19 protein-coding genes are annotated in these 20,153 nt (G+C 38.7%); 8 read left to right on the top strand and 11 right to left on the bottom strand.

Features of this window, described 5'->3' with window-relative positions:
- Positions 1–43: 43 nt before the first annotated feature.
- From nrdR to A4G16_RS04140, 3 genes are read right to left on the bottom strand one after another with little or no spacing between them, the layout of a single operon-like run.
- Entirely contained in the window at positions 44–493 is a 450-nt protein-coding gene (gene nrdR / locus A4G16_RS04150) for a transcriptional regulator NrdR (RefSeq protein ID WP_027074635.1), read from the bottom strand.
- Positions 493–792, bottom strand: coding sequence for a YcgL domain-containing protein (locus tag A4G16_RS04145; protein WP_165888816.1), 300 nt, complete (start codon positions 790–792; stop codon positions 493–495). The genes nrdR and A4G16_RS04145 overlap by 1 nt, the downstream gene beginning before the upstream one ends.
- Positions 776–2,239, bottom strand: a complete 1,464-nt coding sequence (locus A4G16_RS04140; protein WP_165888815.1) for a replicative DNA helicase — start codon at positions 2,237–2,239, stop codon at positions 776–778. Before A4G16_RS04140 ends, A4G16_RS04145 begins: the two co-directional genes overlap by 17 nt.
- A gap of 175 nt (positions 2,240–2,414) precedes the next feature.
- Here A4G16_RS04140 and A4G16_RS04135 point away from each other — a divergent pair, with 175 nt between their 5' ends.
- The 7 genes from A4G16_RS04135 to A4G16_RS04105 all read left to right on the top strand — a co-directional run bounded on the left by A4G16_RS04135 (position 2,415) and on the right by A4G16_RS04105 (position 8,975).
- Entirely contained in the window at positions 2,415–3,314 is a 900-nt protein-coding gene (locus A4G16_RS04135; protein ID WP_165888814.1) for a siderophore ABC transporter substrate-binding protein, read from the top strand.
- A 175-nt stretch (positions 3,315–3,489) separates the two neighbouring features.
- Entirely contained in the window at positions 3,490–4,458 is a 969-nt protein-coding gene (locus tag A4G16_RS04130) for an ABC transporter permease (RefSeq protein WP_165888813.1), read from the top strand.
- Between the two features lie 52 nt (positions 4,459–4,510).
- On the top strand, positions 4,511–5,398 hold the full coding sequence (locus tag A4G16_RS04125) for an iron chelate uptake ABC transporter family permease subunit (RefSeq protein WP_207951345.1): 888 nt from the start codon (positions 4,511–4,513) through the stop codon (positions 5,396–5,398).
- An 8-nt stretch (positions 5,399–5,406) separates the two neighbouring features.
- Positions 5,407–6,165, top strand: coding sequence for an ABC transporter ATP-binding protein (locus A4G16_RS04120; protein ID WP_165888811.1), 759 nt, complete (start codon positions 5,407–5,409; stop codon positions 6,163–6,165).
- A gap of 174 nt (positions 6,166–6,339) precedes the next feature.
- Positions 6,340–7,020: a TIGR00153 family protein gene (locus A4G16_RS04115; RefSeq protein WP_027074642.1), complete on the top strand. Its 681-nt coding sequence runs from the start codon at positions 6,340–6,342 to the stop codon at positions 7,018–7,020.
- Positions 7,021–7,029: 9 nt separating this feature from the next.
- Complete coding sequence (locus tag A4G16_RS04110) at positions 7,030–8,298, top strand: inorganic phosphate transporter (protein WP_165888810.1); 1,269 nt, start codon at positions 7,030–7,032, stop codon at positions 8,296–8,298.
- A gap of 65 nt (positions 8,299–8,363) precedes the next feature.
- Positions 8,364–8,975 carry a TIGR04211 family SH3 domain-containing protein gene (locus A4G16_RS04105; protein ID WP_165888809.1) on the top strand — a complete coding sequence of 204 codons (612 nt, stop codon included), beginning with the start codon at positions 8,364–8,366 and terminating at the stop codon, positions 8,973–8,975.
- Positions 8,976–9,027: 52 nt separating this feature from the next.
- Here the strand turns inward: A4G16_RS04105 and aroA are convergent, their stop codons facing one another.
- The 5 genes from aroA to A4G16_RS04080 all read right to left on the bottom strand — a co-directional run bounded on the left by aroA (position 9,028) and on the right by A4G16_RS04080 (position 15,671).
- A complete protein-coding gene (gene aroA / locus A4G16_RS04100) occupies positions 9,028–10,323 on the bottom strand; it encodes a 3-phosphoshikimate 1-carboxyvinyltransferase (protein WP_165888808.1) in 1,296 nt (431 codons plus the stop codon).
- 91 nt (positions 10,324–10,414) lie between these two features.
- Positions 10,415–11,509, bottom strand: coding sequence for a histidinol-phosphate transaminase (gene hisC / locus A4G16_RS04095; protein WP_165888807.1), 1,095 nt, complete (start codon positions 11,507–11,509; stop codon positions 10,415–10,417).
- A gap of 220 nt (positions 11,510–11,729) precedes the next feature.
- Positions 11,730–13,670 carry an ATP-dependent zinc metalloprotease FtsH gene (gene ftsH / locus A4G16_RS04090; RefSeq protein ID WP_165888806.1) on the bottom strand — a complete coding sequence of 647 codons (1,941 nt, stop codon included), beginning with the start codon at positions 13,668–13,670 and terminating at the stop codon, positions 11,730–11,732.
- Between the two features lie 118 nt (positions 13,671–13,788).
- On the bottom strand, positions 13,789–14,415 hold the full coding sequence (gene rlmE / locus A4G16_RS04085) for a 23S rRNA (uridine(2552)-2'-O)-methyltransferase RlmE (RefSeq protein WP_165888805.1): 627 nt from the start codon (positions 14,413–14,415) through the stop codon (positions 13,789–13,791).
- A 170-nt stretch (positions 14,416–14,585) separates the two neighbouring features.
- On the bottom strand, positions 14,586–15,671 hold the full coding sequence (locus tag A4G16_RS04080; protein ID WP_042802992.1) for a calcium:proton antiporter: 1,086 nt from the start codon (positions 15,669–15,671) through the stop codon (positions 14,586–14,588).
- A gap of 236 nt (positions 15,672–15,907) precedes the next feature.
- Here A4G16_RS04080 and glmU point away from each other — a divergent pair, with 236 nt between their 5' ends.
- Entirely contained in the window at positions 15,908–17,272 is a 1,365-nt protein-coding gene (gene glmU / locus A4G16_RS04075) for a bifunctional UDP-N-acetylglucosamine diphosphorylase/glucosamine-1-phosphate N-acetyltransferase GlmU (protein ID WP_165888804.1), read from the top strand.
- A gap of 113 nt (positions 17,273–17,385) precedes the next feature.
- On the opposite strand, the gene guaA is transcribed toward glmU, so the two are convergent.
- The 3 genes from guaA to A4G16_RS04060 are packed head-to-tail and all read right to left on the bottom strand — an operon-like array spanning position 17,386 to position 20,120.
- Positions 17,386–18,957 carry a glutamine-hydrolyzing GMP synthase gene (gene guaA / locus A4G16_RS04070; protein ID WP_165888803.1) on the bottom strand — a complete coding sequence of 524 codons (1,572 nt, stop codon included), beginning with the start codon at positions 18,955–18,957 and terminating at the stop codon, positions 17,386–17,388.
- A 24-nt stretch (positions 18,958–18,981) separates the two neighbouring features.
- Complete coding sequence (locus A4G16_RS04065; RefSeq protein WP_165888802.1) at positions 18,982–19,380, bottom strand: hypothetical protein; 399 nt, start codon at positions 19,378–19,380, stop codon at positions 18,982–18,984.
- Between the two features lie 59 nt (positions 19,381–19,439).
- The gene (locus tag A4G16_RS04060; RefSeq protein ID WP_165888801.1) at positions 19,440–20,120 is read right to left on the bottom strand and encodes an HAD family hydrolase; all 681 of its coding nucleotides are present in this window, start codon (positions 20,118–20,120) and stop codon (positions 19,440–19,442) included.
- Positions 20,121–20,153 lie beyond the last annotated feature (33 nt).

The following is a 20,153-nucleotide window of genomic DNA, read 5'->3' as shown; positions in this document are numbered from 1 at the left end:
TTCTGTTAAAAAATGCTGATAATAAGAGTAAATCAATAAACTGTTATTCTCTTAGTTTCTCAATTTCCTTAGTAAATTCTTCAATATCGCTAAAGCTTAAATAAATAGAAGCAAAGCGAATATAGGCAACTTTATCCAACTGCTTTAACGCATTCATAGCTAAGGTACCAATGTAACGACTAGGCACTTCCCGCTCACCAAGTGCTTGTAATTGAATGATAATTTGGCTGATTGCTTTTTCAACATCATCTGCACTGACCGGACGTTTGTCTAAAGCTCGTCTTAAACCTGTTCTCAGTTTTTCTGCATCAAAAGGCTCTCGACTACCATTATTTTTAATTACATAAGGCACTACCAATTCTGCAGATTCAAAGGTAGTAAAACGCTCTTTACAGCTCACACACTCTCTGCGACGGCGAATTTGATAACCGTTAGCAGCCAAGCGAGAATCAATAACTTTTGTCTCTTCTGTTGAACAAAATGGGCAACGCATTAGGCTTCCTCTTTCTGTTTTGCAATGAATTCTTTGTACAAATTTTCAGGTGGCGGTGGCATTTGCAAATAAAAACCTTGCTCTTCTAATTTTTGTAAGACGTCTTCATTTTTAGCCCGAATAAGCGTTTTTTCACCATTTAAGTGGAACATCATTACAAATTCAGGTTTGCCAAATAATTGACGAAGCGATTCAGGCACTATATCAAACTGATCCCGTTTAGGAAGATATAGATACATTCCCTCTTTTTGCTTGCTTCTGTAAATGGCACATAGTATCGGTTTAGTATTCATCGTCATAAGCCCCACCGCTGTAATTATCAAATCTTGAATATTGTCCTTGGAAAGTTAAACGTACCCGCCCGATCGGACCGTTACGTTGTTTACCGATAATAATTTCGGCAATTCCTTTAAGTTCGGAATTATCGTTATATACTTCATCGCGATAAATAAACATAATCAAATCGGCATCTTGTTCAATAGAGCCTGACTCACGTAAATCAGAGTTTACAGGGCGTTTATCTGCTCGTTGTTCCAAACTACGGTTTAGCTGTGAAAGTGCAACTACAGGCACTTCTAACTCTTTGGCTAATGCTTTTAAAGAACGAGAAATTTCAGCAATTTCTAATGTCCTGTTATCCGCAAAACCCGGTGCACGCATAAGCTGCAAATAATCGACCATAATTAAGCTTAAACCACCATTTTCGCGGTAAATTCGTCTGGCCCTCGAACGCAATTCTGTAGGCGTTAAGCCTGAGCTGTCATCAATATAGATATTATTACGCTTTTGTAAAATTGCCATAGTGCTGGAAATTTTAGCAGTATCTTCATCATCTGAAATTTGTCCGGTTCGAATCTTAGTCTGGTCCACACGGGACAAGGAAGCTAACATTCGCATCATAATCTGATCGGCTGGCATCTCAAGGCTGAAAATCAGTACCGGTTTTGCCGGTTTTTTTATCGGATTGCCGTTTTCATCTAAATCATTTGGATCTTCAATATCCACTAACGAAGCATTTTCGCATAAATTCATGGCAAAAGTTGTTTTTCCCATAGATGGACGCGCTGCAACAATGATGAGGTCTGATGGCTGTAAACCCGCTGTTTTTTTATTAAGATCGGTAAATCCAGTTGAAACTCCTGTTACTCCACCATTGTGGCGATTTTTAGATAAGGTATCCATACGAGCAAGGGTTTTTAATAAAATGTCATCAATTCGTTGCGGTCCTTCATTAGCATTATTTCGTTTTTCAGCAATTTCAAATACGATACGTTCAGCTTCATCCAAAACTTCTTTTGAATTTCGACCTCTGGTTTTATAGCCCATTTCCGCAATCTGATTCCCCGCACTAATCACACTACGTAAGTCTGAACGATCCCTTACAATATCGGCATAAGCTAGAATATTCGCAGCGCTGGGGGTGTTTTTAGAAAGCTCAGCTAGATAAGCAAAACCTCCAACATCCTGCAGTACGCCTTTATCTTTAAGAGCTTGATCAAGAGTAATAATATCAATTGGTCTGTTTTGGCGAACCAAATCCGACATTTGCTCAAAAATAATACGGTGAGCATAATTATAAAAATCATGAGATTGCAGTCTTTCCGCCACATTATCCCAATGATCATTACTAAGCATAATACCACCAAGCACAGCCTGCTCTGCTTCAATAGAATGGGGAGAAATATTGACTTGTTCGACTTGCTTATCTTTCATTTTTTCCGGAGTTGATGCTTTATATTCAGCCATATCGTTCTATACCATATCCTAGATTAGTGCGCATAGTTTATCGGAATTTTAGGTAAATTGAAATTCGCAATTTTTAAACAGAATTAACCCGCTTAACTATCTTTTTACTTTACTTAAAATTAATTTTAGCTAAAATCTTTGAGAATTATTTTCAATAAAAATATGGAGTTATTCAATGATTAAACACATGCTGTTTACATTAGCGACAGCGGCTGTTCTGACCTCCTCTGCTCTTGCAAAAGATGTCACAATTCCAACAGCTCGCGGTGATGTCACCCTTGTTAAAAATCCAGCTAAAATCGCCGTCTTTGACACAGGAAGTCTTGACACTTTACAAGCTTTAGGCGTCAAAATTGATGGAATGCCGGATGTTAACGTCATTCCTTATCTTAAACCAAGCGCGAAAAATGCAATGAATGTAGGTACTTTATTTGAACCTAATTTAGAAGCATTAAATGTTTTACAGCCGGATTTAATCATTGTGGGTACTCGCAGTGCAAAAAAATTTGATGAAGTAAGCCAGCTTGCTAAAACGATTGATATGACCGATAACGGCAACAAATTAATAGAAAGTGGATTACAACGTATTGAAACTTTCGGAAAATTATTTAATAAAGAAGCAGAAGCTGAGAAGCTAAAAACTGAAATTAATACACTGTACGAACAAACGAAAGCAGCCGTAAAAGACAAAGGTAACGGACTGATTATTTTAGTCAATGGAGGGAAAATCTCTGCTTTTGGCTCTGGCTATCGTTTAAGTTGGATTCACGATAGTTTAGGTATTCCGATGGCTGATCCTGACATTAAAAGTGCAGGCCATGGACAACCTGTTTCCTTTGAATTTATCCAAAAACTAAATCCAGATTGGCTATTTGTATTAGACCGTATTGCTGCTATCGGCCAAGAAGGTCAATCTGCACAACAAGTGCTAGATAACAAGTTGGTACATCAAACCAAAGCGTGGAAAAACGGTAATATTGTTTATTTAAGTGCCGCGTCATATTTAGCTCCGGGCGGTTATGAGCAAATCAAAACAGATTTAAATACAATTAAAACTGCATTTGAAAAAAAATAACTCACTTTATAAGCGGTCAGATTTTATAAAAAATTTCCTTATATCTAGCCTTGCAGAGAAATTCGGCAGAAGAGCATTAATTTTCGCATCATAACTTGTTTAAGGTATTTTGTGTATTTGCTAAGCTACAATGGTAAAAATTTTATAAAATCCAACCGCTTGTTATTTATACCCTATGATTTCTTTTTTCAGATTAAATCTTTTTATTCTACTATTTCTCATTCCAATCAGTACCAGCGTAGGTGTGGCTGATTTTCATTGGAGCGAAATTTTTAATTCCTCTGACCAAAGTCAACTCTTTCTTATTAGCCGATTACCTAGAACATTTGCTGTTTTATTGGTTGGAGCGACATTAGCTGTAGCAGGTATGGTTCTACAAATTGTGCTGAAAAACCGGTTTATAGAGCCTAGTATGATTGGTGCCAGCCAAAGTGCTGCCATTGGAATTCTGCTTGCGAGTCTGTTTTTCCCGGCATCTACACTAATTTTAAAGATGTCTCTTGCAACCCTTAGTGCCTTAGTTGGAATGGGCATTTTTATGTTACTTGTTCGTCAGCTACCACCTCATCAACAGTTGATGCTACCATTGATAGGAATTGTCTTTGGAAATGTGATTGAGGCAATATCCACATTTATTGCTTATGAAACAGATAGCCTCCAAGTACTTTCTATCTGGTTCTCAGGCGACTTCTCTGGTATTTTAGCCGGACGTTATGAACTGCTATGGCTCACCGCTATCTTAGCAATTATTGTTTATATTATGGCAGATAGGCTAACTATTGCTGGGCTAGGAGAAAATATTAGTACTAGTCTAGGAATAAATTATAAACAAATGGCCTGGCTTGCTTTAATTGTCGTTGCGATGATTACCGCAATTGTTGTAGTGACTGTCGGTCAAATACCTTTTATTGGACTGGTTGTTCCAAATATTGTCTCTCGTATTGCAGGTGACAGATTACGCAAAAATCTTCCTACGGTAGTTGTTTTAGGTGCAAATTTAGTGATGATCTGCGATATTGTAGGCCGCGTAATTAATACTCCTTATGAAGTACCAATTTCTACTATTTTTGGTATTATTGGAACACTTATTTTCCTCTATTTATTATTTAACGAAAAACGTATTAAGGGGAAAAACCGTGGTTAGATCGCGTTTTATTATCTTGGTTATTATCTTACTGGCAAGTATTTTATTTTATATGACATACAATGCTAAAGGTAACTGGAGCTTTATATTACAATTACGTGGTAAAAAATTAATTTTATTATGTACTGTTGCATATACTATTGGCATTTCAACGCTCTTATTCCAGACCCTCACTCACAATCCAATTTTAACACCGAGTATTTTGGGATTTGATGCACTTTATTTGCTATTACAAACTTCGCTTGTGTTTTTTTTCGGCGGTTTAGGATTTACTCAACTTGATCCAAGTAATAAATTTTTCTTTGAAACAGTATTGATGCTAAGTGCCTCTATATTGTTGTTCCACTCACTCTCGCGAAATAAATCAGATTTAACACAAATGATTTTAGTTGGTGTGATTTTTGGTGTATTGTTTAGAAGCTTAAAAAATTTATTGCAACGTATGATTGACCCGACGGAATTTGCTGTTGCCCAAGGTTCATCTTTTGCTTCATTTAATCTTACCACGCCTATCCTACTTTGGATCGGTTTAATTATTGCGATTTTCTCTGCTGTGTGGGTTTGGATGCAACGCCATAAACTCGATATCCTATTACTTGGGCAAGATAAAGCTATTGGACTTGGGCTGGCATACAATCAATTTTCCCGTCAATTATTTATCTGCTGTGCATTATTAGTCTCTATTTCAACAGCATTAGTCGGACCAATTCTTTTTTTAGGGCTTTTAGTTTGTGCAATTGTAAATGCGATTAGTCCGACAGTTTACCATAGCGTGCGGATCCCAATAACCTTTTTAATTTCTGCAATTACTCTAATCTTAGGACAAGCTATTTTTGAACAAGTACTGAAAATGCAGGGCGTTTTGAGTGTAGTGATTGAATTTATCGGTGGGATTGTATTTATCTATTTGATATTAAAGCAGAAAAATAAAGTAAAATAAGGAAAAAAATGATAACGATAAAAAATCTTCACTATAAAATCGGCAATACAAAGATTTTAAATAATATCAATTTAACCATTCCAAGTGGAGGCATTACCGCTTTAATAGGGGCAAATGGCGCAGGTAAATCAACCTTACTTTCCTTAATTGCACGCTTGCAAACAATTCAAGTAGGTGAAATTTATCTAAATGAGCTTAATATTACAAAAACACCCTCTCGCATTATTGCACAACAATTAGCAATTCTTACACAAGATAATGTGATACATAGTCGCATTACGGTAAAAGACTTATTGATGTTTGGACGTTACCCACATCATCAAGGCAGAATTACCCCACAAGATAATAGAATTGTTGAAGAGGCATTACAACGTTTTGATTTAGTGCCTTTTTCAGATCGTTTTCTAAGTGAATTATCAGGGGGACAACGCCAGCGGGCTTTAATAGCAATGACATTCTGCCAACAAACCGGCCACGTTCTACTAGATGAACCACTCAATAATTTAGATATGTTTCACGCCCGTGAATTAATGAAACTTCTGCGTAAATTAACCGATGAGCTGGCATTAACTACTATTATGGTGGTTCATGATATTAATATCGCAGCTGCCTATGCTGATACTATTATCGCAATGAAAGACGGTACAATTAAGATGGTTGGCTCGCCTAAAGAGATTATCACAACCGAAAATCTAAAAACAGTATTTAATCTTGATGCAGAGGTATTAGAATACCAAAGTAAACCGTTAGTCATTCATCATATCTAGCCTTGTTACAAGCGGTTAAATTGGCCTAGTTTTTTGCAAATTTCTTAGGAAATCTGACCGCTTAAGCTAAAAAACATCGCTAATGTCGTGATCTTTTTCTACACATAAAGTAGAATACGCAAGATTTTGCAAGACAAAATCATCGTAAACTTTATAACATATTGGAGATATTCTATGGCATTGAATAACATTTTAGGTTTATTCGCCCAGTCCCCACTTAAACCGCTACAAAAGCATTCAAGTAAAGTAACGGAATGTAGCGAATTGTTAGAACCTTTTTTTGAAGCTACTTTTGAACATGATTGGGAAAAAGCGGCTGAAGTGCGCGGTAAAATTGTTGATTTAGAACGCCGTGCAGATTCTTTAAAACGTGAGATTCGTCTAAAACTTCCTCGTGGTTTATTTATGCCCGTTGAAAGAGGCGATTTATTAGAACTTGTCACCCAGCTAGATAAATTAGCAAACTACTCTAGAGATATTTCCGGACGCATTATCGGTCGTAAATTACTCATTCCGACAGAAATGCAACCACTTTTCAAAAAATTCCTTTCTCGTAGCATTGATGCAAGTCGCCAAGTACGTAAAGTATTAGACGAAATGGATCAATTACTAGAAACCGGTTTTAGAGGCAGAGAGCTTGATTTTGTCAATACCATGATTCATGAGCTTGATCAAATCGAAGACGATACCGACCAATACCAAATTACCTTACGTCACACTCTTTTAGAGTTAGAAAAAACACTAAATCCAATTGATGTGATGTTCTTATATAAATGTATCGAACGTATTAGTATATTAGCTGATCAAGCACAACGTATTGGTTCTCGAATTGAACTGATGCTGGCGAAATCATAGGAGAAAAGAATGGAACTAATTAATCAGTATGGTTCATTACTTGTTATTATTACCGCTGTTTTAGGCTTTATGATGGCATTTGGGATCGGTGCAAACGATGTCTCCAACGCAATGGGGACTTCTGTCGGTTCCGGCACAATTACCATTAAACAAGCCATTTTAATCGCTATGGTTTTTGAATTTGCCGGTGCTTATCTTGCTGGTGGTGAAGTAGCAGATACGATTAAAAGTGGTATTATTAATCCTGCCCAATTTGCCGATAAACCAGATGTTTTAGTGCTTGGCATGATGTCTTCCCTTTGTGCAGCCGGCATTTGGTTAATTGTGGCAACTAAAATGGGCTGGCCTGTTTCTGCAACTCATACTATTATTGGTGCTGTCATTGGTTTTGCTTTAATTACCGTAGGCTCAAGTTCAATTCAATGGGACGAATTAGGTGGAATTGTTGGTAGCTGGTTTCTTACCCCAATTCTTGCCGGTGTGGTTGCTTATTTAATTTTTATTAATTCACAAAAACTGATTTTCAACCGTTCTAATCCATTCAAGCAAGCTAAAAAATATGGGCCTATGTATATGGGTATCACTATTTTCATTCTTGTTATCGTAACAGTATCAAAAGGCTTAAAACATGTTGGGTTACATTTAAATACTGCTGAAACTTTAGCTGTTTCTTTAGGATTTGCTTTAGTAGCAGTAATTATTGGTTATTTTTATTTCCGCAGTAAAAGCTTTGCGATGAAGGCTCGTGCAGAAGGTAAAGGTTTTGCCGGTGTGGAAAAAATATTCAGTATTTTGATGTTACTTACGGCTTGTGCTATGGCATTTGCACACGGTTCAAACGATGTAGCAAACGCAATTGGTCCATTAGCTGCTGTTGAAGCAATTATTCGTAGTGGTGGCGTCATTGAAGGAAAAACGGCTCTAGCGGCTTGGATTTTACCTCTTGGTGCGCTAGGAATGGTTGTTGGCTTGGCTGTTATGGGTAAAAATGTAATGGCAACGGTAGGAACAGGTATTACTGAACTCACCCCTAGCCGTGGTTTTGCAGCACAATTTGCTTGTGCAGTAACAGTTGTGATTGCATCAGGTACCGGTCTGCCTATCTCCACAACACAAACATTAGTAGGTGCAGTCTTAGGTGTTGGATTTGCACGTGGTATTGCAGCATTGAACTTAGGTGTAATCCGAAATATTGTCATCTCTTGGGTTATTACCCTACCTGTTGGGGCAATGTTGTCTATTGTGGTCTACTATATTTTAAGCACTATCTTCAAGTAATCCAAAACTGAAAGAATGCAGTTTTCTGCATTCTTTCCTAGCATTAAGGAAAAAGGAAATTTGTAATGAAGAAATTATCATCAGCTATTCTTTCTTGTGTTTTACTCGGCTTATCCAGCCCTTCTTTTGCGGCAGATACCTATATTACCGAAAATCTGAGTACATTTATGCGTAAAGGTGCTGGTGATCAATTCCGTATTTCAGGTGCGATTCAAGCAGGTGAAAAGGTAACTGTATTAGAGCGTAAAGAACGTTATAGTTTGATTAGAGACGGGCGTAATCGTGAGGGTTGGGTTCTTAATTCTGACTTAAGTGATACGGCAAGTCCTAAAGATCTGATTCCTCAGTTAAAACAGCAAGTCCAAGATTTAACTAATCGTTTAAGCAAAATTGATACGGAATGGCAGCAACGTACCGCCGAAATGCAGCGCAGAACTCAAGATTCCGTACAAAAAAGTAGTGATCTTGTGGCTGAAAATGCACAATTAAAGCGTGAACTTGAAATTCTAAAAAACAAAAACCGTGATTTAGAAACAATGCATGATTCTGAGAAACGGGAAATCGTCATTCAATGGTTTATTTATGGCGGAGCAGTACTTGGTGCTGGGTTACTATTAGGATTAATCATCCCATTCCTCATTCCTCGCCGCAGACGTAGTAATAATGGTTGGGCATAAGATATAAATAAAAGGATTCAGTTAAAACTGAATCCTTTTCCTTTATATGTTATTATCTTACAGTTAAACGCTCTAATTCGGTAAAATAAGTTGGGAAGGTTTTTGCCGTGCATTTTGGATCTAATATGGTGACAGCTGTATCGGATAGTGCCACTAATGAGAAACACATCGCTACACGGTGATCGTTATAGGTCTCAATTTCTGCGTGTTGGAAATGCTCTAACGCAAGTGGCTGGATACGGATAAAATCCTCTCCCTCTTCAACAGTTGCACCGATTTTGCGTAGCTCAGTGGCCATAGCGACCAAACGATCCGTTTCTTTCACTCTCCAGTTATAAATATTGCGAATAATCGTTTCGCCTTCAGCAAATAGTGCGGTAGTTGCAATCGTCATTGCTGCATCAGGAATATGGTTCATATCCATATCAATCCCTTTTAGCTGAGCTTGCTCTGCTTGAATAAAATCCTCTCCCCAAGTAATTTTTGCGCCCATTTTTTCTAATACATCAGCAAACAAGCGGTCACCTTGAATAGAATTTTTACCAATACCTGTTACTTTTACCTTACCTTTGATCGCCCCTGCTGCTAAGAAATAAGACGCCGAGGAAGCATCCCCTTCCACTAAATAAGTTTGTGGAGAAATATAGCTTTGATTACCTTTGACCAAAAAAGTCTGATAATTTTGATTTTCAACCAAAACACCAAAATCCTTCATCATCGCAAGAGTAATATCAATATAGGGTTTTGATACCAGATCACCGATAATTTCAATTTCCATATCACCATCAGCAAGCGGTGCTGCCATTAATAATGCCGTTAAAAACTGACTAGAAATCGAACCATCAATTTGTACTTTTCCACCTTTTAAGCCACTATTGGCAATAGCAAGTGGTGGATAGCCTTCATTTTCTAAATATTGTACATCTGCCCCTACTTGGCGTAAGGCATCGACTAAATGTTTAATTGGGCGCTCTTTCATACGTGGCTCACCGGTTAGGATAACTTGAGCATTCGCCTCACCTTTTAAGCATAAGGCTGCAGCCAGCGGACGCATTGCTGTCCCTGCATTACCTAAAAACAGCGATAAACCATTTTGCATTTGAAATGCTCCACCAATTCCCTCAACAATACAAACTGTTTTATCTTCCGACAATTCATAATTCACGCCTAATGCTTTTAACGCATTTAACATATGGCGAATATCATCACTGTCTAATAAGTTTGTCACTCGTGTTGTACCTTTGGCTAAGGCCGCCAATAACAAGGCACGATTAGAAAGACTTTTTGAGCCGGGTAAGTTAATTTCTCCCTCAACGCGGGAAATCGGATTTAAGGTTAATTTTTCCATTTGTTTTTTTGATTTGAATTTGTAAATTTTTAATAAAAATAAACCGCTTGCGAATAGGGTTTAGGCAAAAATCTCTACTGATCTCTGTATATCACGATAAAACCTTCAAAAGGGCTGTAAAAAATCTGTCATTTTCTTCCGGCAATCCAATGCTTACCCGTAAATGATTTGGCATTCCGTAGCCTGCAATTGGGCGAACAATCACCCCTTCACGTAATAAAGCATCATAAATCGGAGCGGCAGGGCGTTTAAAATCAATAGTGATGAAATTACCTTTTGATGGGATATATTCTAAGCCATTCGCAAGGCAAAATGCCTCATAGCGTGCCATTTCCAAGCGGTTATTTTCTGCTACTTTTTTGACAAATTCATCATCATTCATTACTGCAATCGCTGAAGCTAAGGCTAAACTGTTGCAATTAAACGGCTGACGAACACGGTTTAATAAATCAGCAATTTCAGGGTTGGAAACCGCATAGCCAATACGTAAGCCGGCTAAACCGTAGGCTTTAGAAAGCGAGCGGGAAACAATTAAATTCGGGTATTTTTGCAATAAACCAAATGAATCTACCCGTTCCTCAGCCGCAGTAAATTCCGTATAGGCTTCATCTAACACCACCAAAATATGGCTTGGCACTTTGGCTAAAAATGCCTCAATTTCTGTTTGGCTTAAAAAGTTACCGGTTGGGTTATTGGGATTTGCAATAAAAATCAGCTTGGTTTTCTCATTAATAGCGTTTAAGAATCCCTCTAAATCGTGCCCCCAGTTTTTTGCCGGGATTTCACGAGCCACTGCATTAATCGCTTTTGTCACCAACGGATACACAATAAAGGCATATTGTGAATAAATAATTTCATCTTTATCGCTAGCAAAGGTATGAGCAAAAAGCTCTAATAAATCGTTTGAGCCATTGCCAAGCGTAATTTGATTGGCATTTAGCCCAAATTTTTTAGCGATGGTTGATTTGAGCTCAAAGCCGTTGGAATCTGGATAACGAGTTAAATCATTTAATTGTTGAATAATCGCCTGCTTAGCACTTTCCGGAAAACCAAACGGATTTTCATTTGATGCTAGCTTAATGATATTACTGATACCCAATTCACGCTCGAGCTCTTCAATTGGCTTCCCTGCTTGGTAAGGTGCTAGAGACTTTACACCTTCATTTGCGATGTTGATAAATTGCATAAGACCTCTGTTTCTTCTTATATAAATAAGAGATTGATTGTATTCGAGAATGAAGAATTTGGCTAGTAAAAGATTCGTTACAGTCGGAAAGAAAAAAGTACAAATTTATATTTAAGCTTACAAACGCTAATTGCAAAAAATAAAGAAAATCTTACCGCTTGTAGCATCAGCCAAAATAAAAGCCGAGAGTAAAATACCCTCGGCTGTCAGTTATAGATTATTAGTGTTCAGCTTTAGTATCAGCTAAAGAATCACCAACATTATTATCTTTATTCGGATTATCTTCTAAAGTAGAAGTAATATCCGAAGCTTGCTCACCACTTGGTGGTGTTGCATTATCATCTTTAGTCGGAGTGTCACTCCAACCTGATGGTTCTCCCACCGGGCGGCGAGCCATTAAATCGTCGATTTGTTTACTATCAAGCGTTTCATATTTTAGCAATGCATCTTTCATTGCATGTAAAATATCCATGTTATCTTCAAGCGTTTGTTTCGCTCTTTGATAGTTACGGTCGATGATTTTACGCATTTCTGTATCAATTAATTTTTGCGATTCTTCAGAAACACCTTTGATCGCTCCCATACCATCTTCATTTTGATAGAAAATAGGCCCTAGTTCTTTTGAGAACCCCCATTGCGTGACCATTGCACGAGCAATTTGAGTTGCTCTATGAATATCTGATGAAGCTCCTGTAGTAATTTTATCTTCACCAAAAATTAACCCCTCTGCAATTCTCCCGGCAAACAGCGTTGAAAGCTGACTTTCTAATTTCGTGAAAGTTTCGCTTACACGATCACCTTCCGGCAAAAATTGAGCAAAGCCTAAAGCTTGTCCACGCGGTACAATTGTAACTTTATTTAATGGGTCATGTTCAGGCATTAAATAACCTACAATCACATGTCCGGCTTCATGGTAAGCAGTATTGATGATCTCTTTTTCTGTCATCGTATTTGAACGACGTTCAGGCCCCATATTAATCTTATCGCGGGCTTCTTCGAAATCTTCCATCGTTACAACACGCTTATTTTTACGTGCTGCAAATAATGCTGCTTCATTAACAAGGTTTGCTAATTGTGCACCGGAGTAGCCTGGTGTACCACGTGCGATTTGCATCGGATCAACCCCATCTGCAAGCGGTACTTTTTTCAAGTGAACTTTCAAAATTTGCTCACGGCCTTTAACATTTGGTAAATCGACCGTCACTTGACGGTCAAACCGCCCCGGACGGGTTAGTGCATCATCAAGCACATCAGCACGGTTAGTCGCAGCAATAATAATTACACCTTCTGAGCCTTCAAAACCATCCATTTCAACCAACATTTGGTTTAAGGTTTGCTCACGCTCATCATGACCACCACTAAAGCCCGCACCACCACGTTTGCGACCTACCGCATCGATCTCATCAATGAAAATAATACAAGGTGCATTTTTCTTAGCTTGTTCAAATAAATCACGAACACGTGAAGCTCCCACCCCTACAAACATTTCAACGAAATCAGAACCTGCCATCGTAAAGAATGGTACTTTTGCTTCACCAGCAATCGCTTTTGCCAATAGAGTTTTACCTGTTCCCGGAGGACCTACCATCAAGATACCTTTTGGAATGCGTCCACCTAATTTTTGGAATTTTGATGGATCACGTAAAAACTCAACCACTTCACCTACTTCTTCCTTGGCTTCATCACAGCCGGCAACATCAGTAAAACGTGTTTTTACTTCTTCAGCGGTCAGCATTTTCGCTTTACTTTTACCAAAGCCCATTGCTCCTCGCCCACCACCTTGCATCTGTTTCATATAAAAAATATAGAAACCGATGAGTAATAACATTGGGAACCAAGAAATCAAAATCTGCGAAAGTAAGCCACGACGTTCAGCAGGCTGGCCCGTAATTACCGCATTGGTCTTTGCTAGATCTGCCATTAAGTATTCATCATACATTGGCATCACCGTTTGATAGCTGGCACCGTCATTTTTAGTTACGATAATTACATCTTCGTTCCGCTTAAAATCAACGCCTTTTAAGCGATTTTCTTTTATATCACTTAGAAACGTGGAATATGGCACTGTATTTGAGCTGCCGCTAAAATTAGAATTAAAGCCTTCATAAGCAGTCATCATTACAATAGCAACCACGACCCAAAGCAAAATATTTTTAACCATATCGTTCAAGGTTAATCCCCTATTTATTTAATAAAAACTGTTCAAGATTACTATAAAAGCGGTCAAATTTCTTGATTTTTTTGCAAAATTTTAACAAAAAAAGATCGCTTGTCTGCTTTTAGCCTTTATAGCCTGTTGCAACAATATACACTTCTCTTGAGCGATCTCGAGAAGCTTCCGGCTTTCTGACTTTAACCACACTAAACATAGCACGGATTTCTCTTAAATATTCATCAAATCCTTCGCCTTGGAAAACTTTGACAACAAAACTACCTTTTGGTGCTAAGACTTGACGACACATATCTAATGCCAATTCTACCAAATACATAGCACGGGGAATATCAACAGATGGCATACCACTAAAATTGGGCGCCATATCTGACATCACCACATCAACCATCTCATCCCCAACACGTTCCAATAACGCATTCAAAACAGACTCTTCTCGGAAATCACCTTGTAAGAAATCCACCCCAACAATTGGGTTCATATCTAAAATATCACAAGCGATGACTCTGCCCTTGCTACCAATTTGGGTCACAACATATTGCGACCACCCACCGGGGGCAGCCCCGAGATCAACCACCGTCATTCCTGGCTTAAACAAGCGATCTGTCTGCTGAATTTCATCTAATTTAAAATAAGCACGAGAACGCAATTTCTGCTTATGTGCTTTTTGTACAAATTGATCTTTAAAATGTTCTGCAAGCCAACGTGACGAACTTGCACTCCGTTTTCTACCCATTTTTCTCTCTATTATGTTCTCTTAAATCAAGGGTTTATAATAGGGTTTAAATTGACAAATTCAAGGGCTAATGCAAGATTAACTAAATTTAATTTTGCTGATAGCCCTTTATTATTTAATTTAATTCCCCAAGCGGTTTGTTTTCTAAAAAATATTGCAAATCACCTTGCTTAGGGAACAATCACAGTAAAGACATAAGTCGCCAAAACTACTAATAGTACAATACCATAAAGCATATTGGTTTTACCGTGGTTAAGCGATAGCATTGCGACAAAAGACGAAAGTGTTAGTAATACCATCGATTTCCAATCTAAGCCTAACACCATATTAATGTCATAAATTAAGCAAACAATTACAACCGCCGGGATCGTTAAACCGATACTTGCTAATGCCGAACCTAATGCTAAATTCACACTGGTTTGTAAACGGTTCCGGTGTGCTGCCGTTAAAGCGGCAACTCCCTCCGGTAATAACACGACAGCCGCAATGATTACCCCTACCAATGCAAGCGGCGCACCTGCACCGACTACCATTTTTTCAATCGCCGGTGAAAGGGCTTTTGCCAACAAAACGACAATACCTAAACAAATCACCAAAAACAGTAAGCTAATAGCCGCTACTTTGTTTGAAGGCGGCTCTGCATGGTGTGACGGGTTATCATCATCTGCCAAGAAATAATCACGGTGGCGAACAGTTTGAATCAAAATAAACGAAATATAAAGAACAAGTGAGGCTATCGCCACAAAGATCAGTTGTGAAGAGTTATAAGTTGCCCCTTCCGTACTGGTTGTAAAGTTTGGTAACACCAATGTAATTACTAAAATCACAACTAATGTCACCAACGCTGTACTTGCCGATTTTTGGCTGAAAAACTGTTCGTGATGCTTTAAGCCCCCAATTAATAAACAACCGCCTAAAATCCCGTTTAAAATCAACATAATAGCGGCAAATACTGTATCTCTTGCCAAATAGGCAGCATTATCGCCACCGGCAACCATTAATGAAACAATTAAGGCAACTTCAATAATCGTAATTGCTAAGGCTAAGATAATTGTACCAAATGGCTCTCCCACCTTATGTGCCACAACCTCGGCATGGTGAACTGCTGATAACACACTACCAATAAGTAATGCTCCACCAGCTAACTGTAAAATAATACTCTCTTTAACACCCACAAAATAAACTGCCCAAGCTGCAATTGGCAGTAAAAGAGACCAAATCGGTAAAGGTAAATGTCCTTTTTGTATAGTTGGCATAAATTCTCCTTAATTAATTCACTCAGTAATTTTATATCATAAACACTCTACTTTAACAAAAGTTTCTTCATAAATTCTCTCCAAAAACAACGTGTTAAAGCACTTGTTACAAGCTAAAACAATAAATTATAAAAGCAATCGATGAAATCATTTTGCAAACAAGCTAAAATAGAAGCATACATTTAACGGATTTGATATTTCGACTAAATATCCACTTTTAGCAATAAGGAAAAAATATGACTCAACTGAGCGTTGTGATTTTAGCAGCGGGTAAAGGCACCCGTATGTATTCAGATTTACCGAAAGTCTTGCACCCCGTTGCAGGTAAACCCATGGTAAAACACGTTATTGATACCGCAAAACAGTTAGATGCTAAACAAATTCATTTAATTTATGGTCACGGAGCAGACTTATTAAAAGAGCGTTTAGGTGAAGAGCCGGTAAATTGGGTATTCCAAGCTGAACAATTAGGCACGGGCCATGCAATGCAACAAGCTGCGCCATTTTTTGCTGATGATGAAAATATTGTGATGCTTTATGGCGATGCCCCACTGATTACTAAAGCTACACTTGAACGCCTAATTGCGGCAAAACCTGAAAATGGTATTGCCTTATTAACCGTTGAATTAGAGAATCCAACCGGCTACGGACGAATCATTCGCAAAAATGGCTCTGTGGTTGCTATTGTTGAACAAAAAGATGCAAATGAAGCCCAATTAAGCATTAAGGAAGTTAACACCGGCGTAATGGTGGCAAGTGGTGCCAGTTTCAAAAAATGGCTGCAAAACCTAAACAATAACAATGCGCAAGGTGAATATTACATTACCGATGTCATTGCCATGGCAAACCAAGACGGTTTCAAAGTGCAAGCGGTTCAAGCCACCGAATTTATGGAAGTGGAAGGGGCAAATAATCGCCTACAACTTGCCGCGTTAGAACGTTTCTACCAAAAACGTGAAGCGGAAAAATTACTATTAGCCGGCGTGACTATTATCGATCCAAGCCGCTTTGATATTCGTGGTACCGTGACCCACGGCAAAGATGTTTCCATTGATGTGAACGTGATTTTAGAAGGCGAAATCAAACTTGGTAATAATGTAAAAATTGGTGCCGGCTGCGTACTGAAAAATTGCGAAATTGGCGATAATGTTGAAATCAAACCTTACTCTGTCATTGAAGACTCTGTAGTTGGTGCCAAGTCAGCTATCGGTCCATTCTCTCGCTTACGCCCGGGTGCAGAATTAGCGGAAGAAACCCATATCGGCAACTTTGTTGAGATCAAAAAAGCCACTATCGGCAAAGGATCTAAAGTCAATCACTTAACCTATGTAGGCGATGCGGAAATCGGCAAAGATTGTAATATCGGCGCAGGCGTAATCACCTGTAACTACGATGGTGCCAACAAATTTAAAACCATTATCGGTGATAATGTGTTTGTCGGCTCAGACAGCCAATTAGTTGCCCCTGTTACTATTGCTAGTGGCTCTACCATTGGTGCGGGTGCAACCGTCACCAAAGATGTGGGCGAAAACGAGCTGGTTATCAGCCGCGTACCACAACGCCATATCCAAGGCTGGCAACGCCCGACCAAAAAGAAATAATACAAGCGGTCGTATTTTCTCAATTTTTTGCAAAAGCCTCTGTGAAAACAGGGGCTTTATTTTTGTGTGAATAAAAAAGTGAGGGGGAACAATTTGTTCTCCCTTAAAAAGAGCTACTCCCACTCTATCGTTGCGGGAGGCTTTCCACTTACGTCATACACTACGCGGGAAATTCCATTCACTTCGTTGATGATACGGTTAGAAATTTTACCTAATAAATCATAAGGTAAGTGTGCCCAATGTGCAGTCATAAAGTCGATAGTTTCAACAGCACGCAAGCTCACAACCCAATCGTATTTCCGTCCATCACCCATTACCCCGACCGATTTTACCGGTAGGAATACGGTGAAGGCTTGGCTCACTTTGTAATACCAGCCAGAGTTGTATAACTCTTCAATGAAAATCGCATCGGCTTTACGCAGTAAATCGCAGTACTCTTTTTTGATTTCACCAAGTACTCGCACGCCTAAACCCGGTCCTGGGAATGGGTGGCGGTTAAGCATTTCTGCCGGCAAACCTAAAGCTAAGCCTATTTTACGCACTTCATCTTTAAACAATTCACGCAGCGGCTCAACTAAACCTAATTTCATATAATCAGGCAACCCACCCACGTTGTGGTGAGATTTAATCACGTGTGCTTTGCCTGTTTTGCTTGCCGCAGATTCAATCACATCTGGGTAAATTGTGCCTTGAGCTAACCATTTTACTGAAGTTAATTTTTTCGATTCATCATCGAAAACATCTACGAATACTTTACCGATGGTTTTGCGTTTCGCTTCCGGCTCATCAATGCCTTTTAACGCATCTAAAAATCTATCTTCAGCATTCACGCGGATAATATTTAAGCCGAATTTATCGCCAAACATTTCCATTACTTGATCACCTTCGTTCAAACGTAATAAACCGTTATCCACGAACACACAGTGTAAGTTTTTGCCGATCGCACGGTGTAGCAATAATGCGGTTACAGAGGAATCCACCCCGCCGGATAAGCCTAAAATCACTTCATCATCGCCCACTTGTGCTTTAATGCGAGCAACGGCATCTTCGATAATATTTTCCGGTGTCCAGTTCCGTTCACAGCCACAAATGCCAACAACAAAATTAGTCAAAAGCTCTAAACCACTTTTCGTGTGAGTCACTTCCGGATGGAACTGTACGCCATAAAAACGACGGATTTCATCTGACATTGCCGCAATCGGGCAAGTTGGTGTCACACCTGTTACTTGGAAACCTGCTGGTAAACGGGTTACTTTATCGCCATGGCTCATCCAAACATCAAGTTTTGGCTCGCAAGCGGTCAAATCATCGTTTAATTTTGCAAATAGATTGTCTACTGATTTTAATTCTACTGACGCATAACCAAACTCACGGTGATCAGAGGTTTCAGTTAAACCACCTAACTGCATCGCCATCGTCTGCATACCGTAGCAAATACCCAATACAGGCACGTCTGCGTTAAATACATACTCTGGTGCACGCGGACTATTTGCTTCGGTAGTGCTTTCAGGACCACCCGAGAGAATAATCCCCGTCGGATTAAATTCACGGATTTGCTCTTCCGTAACGTCCCAAGCCCAAAGCTCACAGTAAACCCCAATTTCACGCACACGACGGGCGATTAACTGGGTATATTGTGAACCGAAGTCTAGGATAAGGATTTTGTGGTTGTGGATGTTAGTCATTTTCTTTCTCTGTTAATTTATAAATTATTCTTTACCGCGCTCTCTGAGTATATCTGCAATTTCTCTTAGTGCCTGTTGATGTTTTTGCTCAAATTGATTAGGAGTTGAATAGTTTTGAAATGAAACAATACTAAAAATTGCACCAGGAATTGCATACAGCCATGTCAAAATATCAGATAAATTTCCTACTTTATAGCAACCATAAATAAACCCTAAAATCAAAACAGCAATAGATATGATTACAAATGGTTTTTTTTCTGTTTTCCTTCTATCCCTTTCAATTAGCAACCTTTGATTTCTGAATTTTCTCTCATCAACTAGCTCTTCATTGGAACATTGAACTAATGGTTTCCCTACATTTATATTATTCTCTTGAATAATTATATCACCAGTCCCTAAGTGCTTAGCATCTCTGAATTTCATTCAAACTCCTATTTTTTTATCTATGTTATTGTACACAAATAGTTAATATGTTTTACCATTCACACAAGCGATCGATTTTCCCAGATCTTTTGCAAAATTCCCAAAATCTCATTCATATCCTTCCCCATATAATCCGCTAAACTTTGGTCGATCAACATTCGTTTTTCTTCGTAGCCGATAACGGTTAAGCCTGCGGTTTTGGCAGACAACATTCCGTAGTAGGAATCTTCAATTGCAACGGCATTTTCAGGCTTCACGCCTAATTTTTCACAGGTATAGCGGTAAATAGTTGGATCGGGTTTGCTGTGTTCAAATTGTTCACCACTCACAATTAAATCAAATTCGTCTTTAATACCACAAACTTTTAATATATTTTCAATATGTGAGAGTGTAGAGGAGGAAGCCACTGCCAATTTGAGATTATTTTGCTTAGCAAAGTGGATAATCTTTTGAATATCGGCACGGAAAATCGAGCGGAAATCCACCGTGCTAAATAAATTTTGGAAAAACGTATAGTAACGACTACGGATTTCTTCAATCGGCAAGCTAGACTCACTTAATTTTTGGACAATCACCGGAATTTCTTTTAAACATTTTCCGACCACCTCTGATTGCTGTTCCAAAGTAATCGGGCGATCATGTTCTTTGATCTCTTCAATAAACTGCTTTTGTAGAGAAAACTCAAGGTATTCGGTATCAACAATCACACCGTCCATATCAAAAATAATGGCTTGGAGCATATATTATCCTCATTGGCTATTGCAAGCGGTTAA

The organism is Mannheimia granulomatis, assembly GCF_011455695.1.
In the GTDB taxonomy this organism is placed as follows: domain Bacteria; phylum Pseudomonadota; class Gammaproteobacteria; order Enterobacterales; family Pasteurellaceae; genus Mannheimia; species Mannheimia granulomatis_A.
Note: the sequence above shows the minus strand (reverse complement) of the source record. Positions and strands in the feature narration are given on the sequence as shown.

Bases quoted from the DNA above. Each gene is read 5' to 3' on its own strand.
- A4G16_RS04080 (WP_042802992.1), bottom strand. From the start codon at position 15,671: ATGCCAACTATACAAAAAGGACATTTACCTTTACCGATTTGGTCTCTT.
- A4G16_RS04130 (WP_165888813.1), top strand. From the start codon at position 3,490: ATGATTTCTTTTTTCAGATTAAATCTTTTTATTCTACTATTTCTCATT.
- A4G16_RS04065 (WP_165888802.1), bottom strand. From the start codon at position 19,380: ATGAAATTCAGAGATGCTAAGCACTTAGGGACTGGTGATATAATTATT.
- hisC (WP_165888807.1), bottom strand. From the start codon at position 11,509: ATGCAATTTATCAACATCGCAAATGAAGGTGTAAAGTCTCTAGCACCT.
- A4G16_RS04125 (WP_207951345.1), top strand. From the start codon at position 4,511: ATGACATACAATGCTAAAGGTAACTGGAGCTTTATATTACAATTACGT.
- rlmE (WP_165888805.1), bottom strand. From the start codon at position 14,415: ATGGGTAGAAAACGGAGTGCAAGTTCGTCACGTTGGCTTGCAGAACAT.
- glmU (WP_165888804.1), top strand. From the start codon at position 15,908: ATGACTCAACTGAGCGTTGTGATTTTAGCAGCGGGTAAAGGCACCCGT.
- A4G16_RS04110 (WP_165888810.1), top strand. From the start codon at position 7,030: ATGGAACTAATTAATCAGTATGGTTCATTACTTGTTATTATTACCGCT.
- A4G16_RS04115 (WP_027074642.1), top strand. From the start codon at position 6,340: ATGGCATTGAATAACATTTTAGGTTTATTCGCCCAGTCCCCACTTAAA.
- A4G16_RS04105 (WP_165888809.1), top strand. From the start codon at position 8,364: ATGAAGAAATTATCATCAGCTATTCTTTCTTGTGTTTTACTCGGCTTA.
- A4G16_RS04120 (WP_165888811.1), top strand. From the start codon at position 5,407: ATGATAACGATAAAAAATCTTCACTATAAAATCGGCAATACAAAGATT.
- A4G16_RS04135 (WP_165888814.1), top strand. From the start codon at position 2,415: ATGATTAAACACATGCTGTTTACATTAGCGACAGCGGCTGTTCTGACC.
- A4G16_RS04140 (WP_165888815.1), bottom strand. From the start codon at position 2,239: ATGGCTGAATATAAAGCATCAACTCCGGAAAAAATGAAAGATAAGCAA.
- guaA (WP_165888803.1), bottom strand. From the start codon at position 18,957: ATGACTAACATCCACAACCACAAAATCCTTATCCTAGACTTCGGTTCA.
- ftsH (WP_165888806.1), bottom strand. From the start codon at position 13,670: ATGGTTAAAAATATTTTGCTTTGGGTCGTGGTTGCTATTGTAATGATG.
- A4G16_RS04060 (WP_165888801.1), bottom strand. From the start codon at position 20,120: ATGCTCCAAGCCATTATTTTTGATATGGACGGTGTGATTGTTGATACC.
- aroA (WP_165888808.1), bottom strand. From the start codon at position 10,323: ATGGAAAAATTAACCTTAAATCCGATTTCCCGCGTTGAGGGAGAAATT.
- nrdR (WP_027074635.1), bottom strand. From the start codon at position 493: ATGCGTTGCCCATTTTGTTCAACAGAAGAGACAAAAGTTATTGATTCT.
- A4G16_RS04145 (WP_165888816.1), bottom strand. From the start codon at position 792: ATGACGATGAATACTAAACCGATACTATGTGCCATTTACAGAAGCAAG.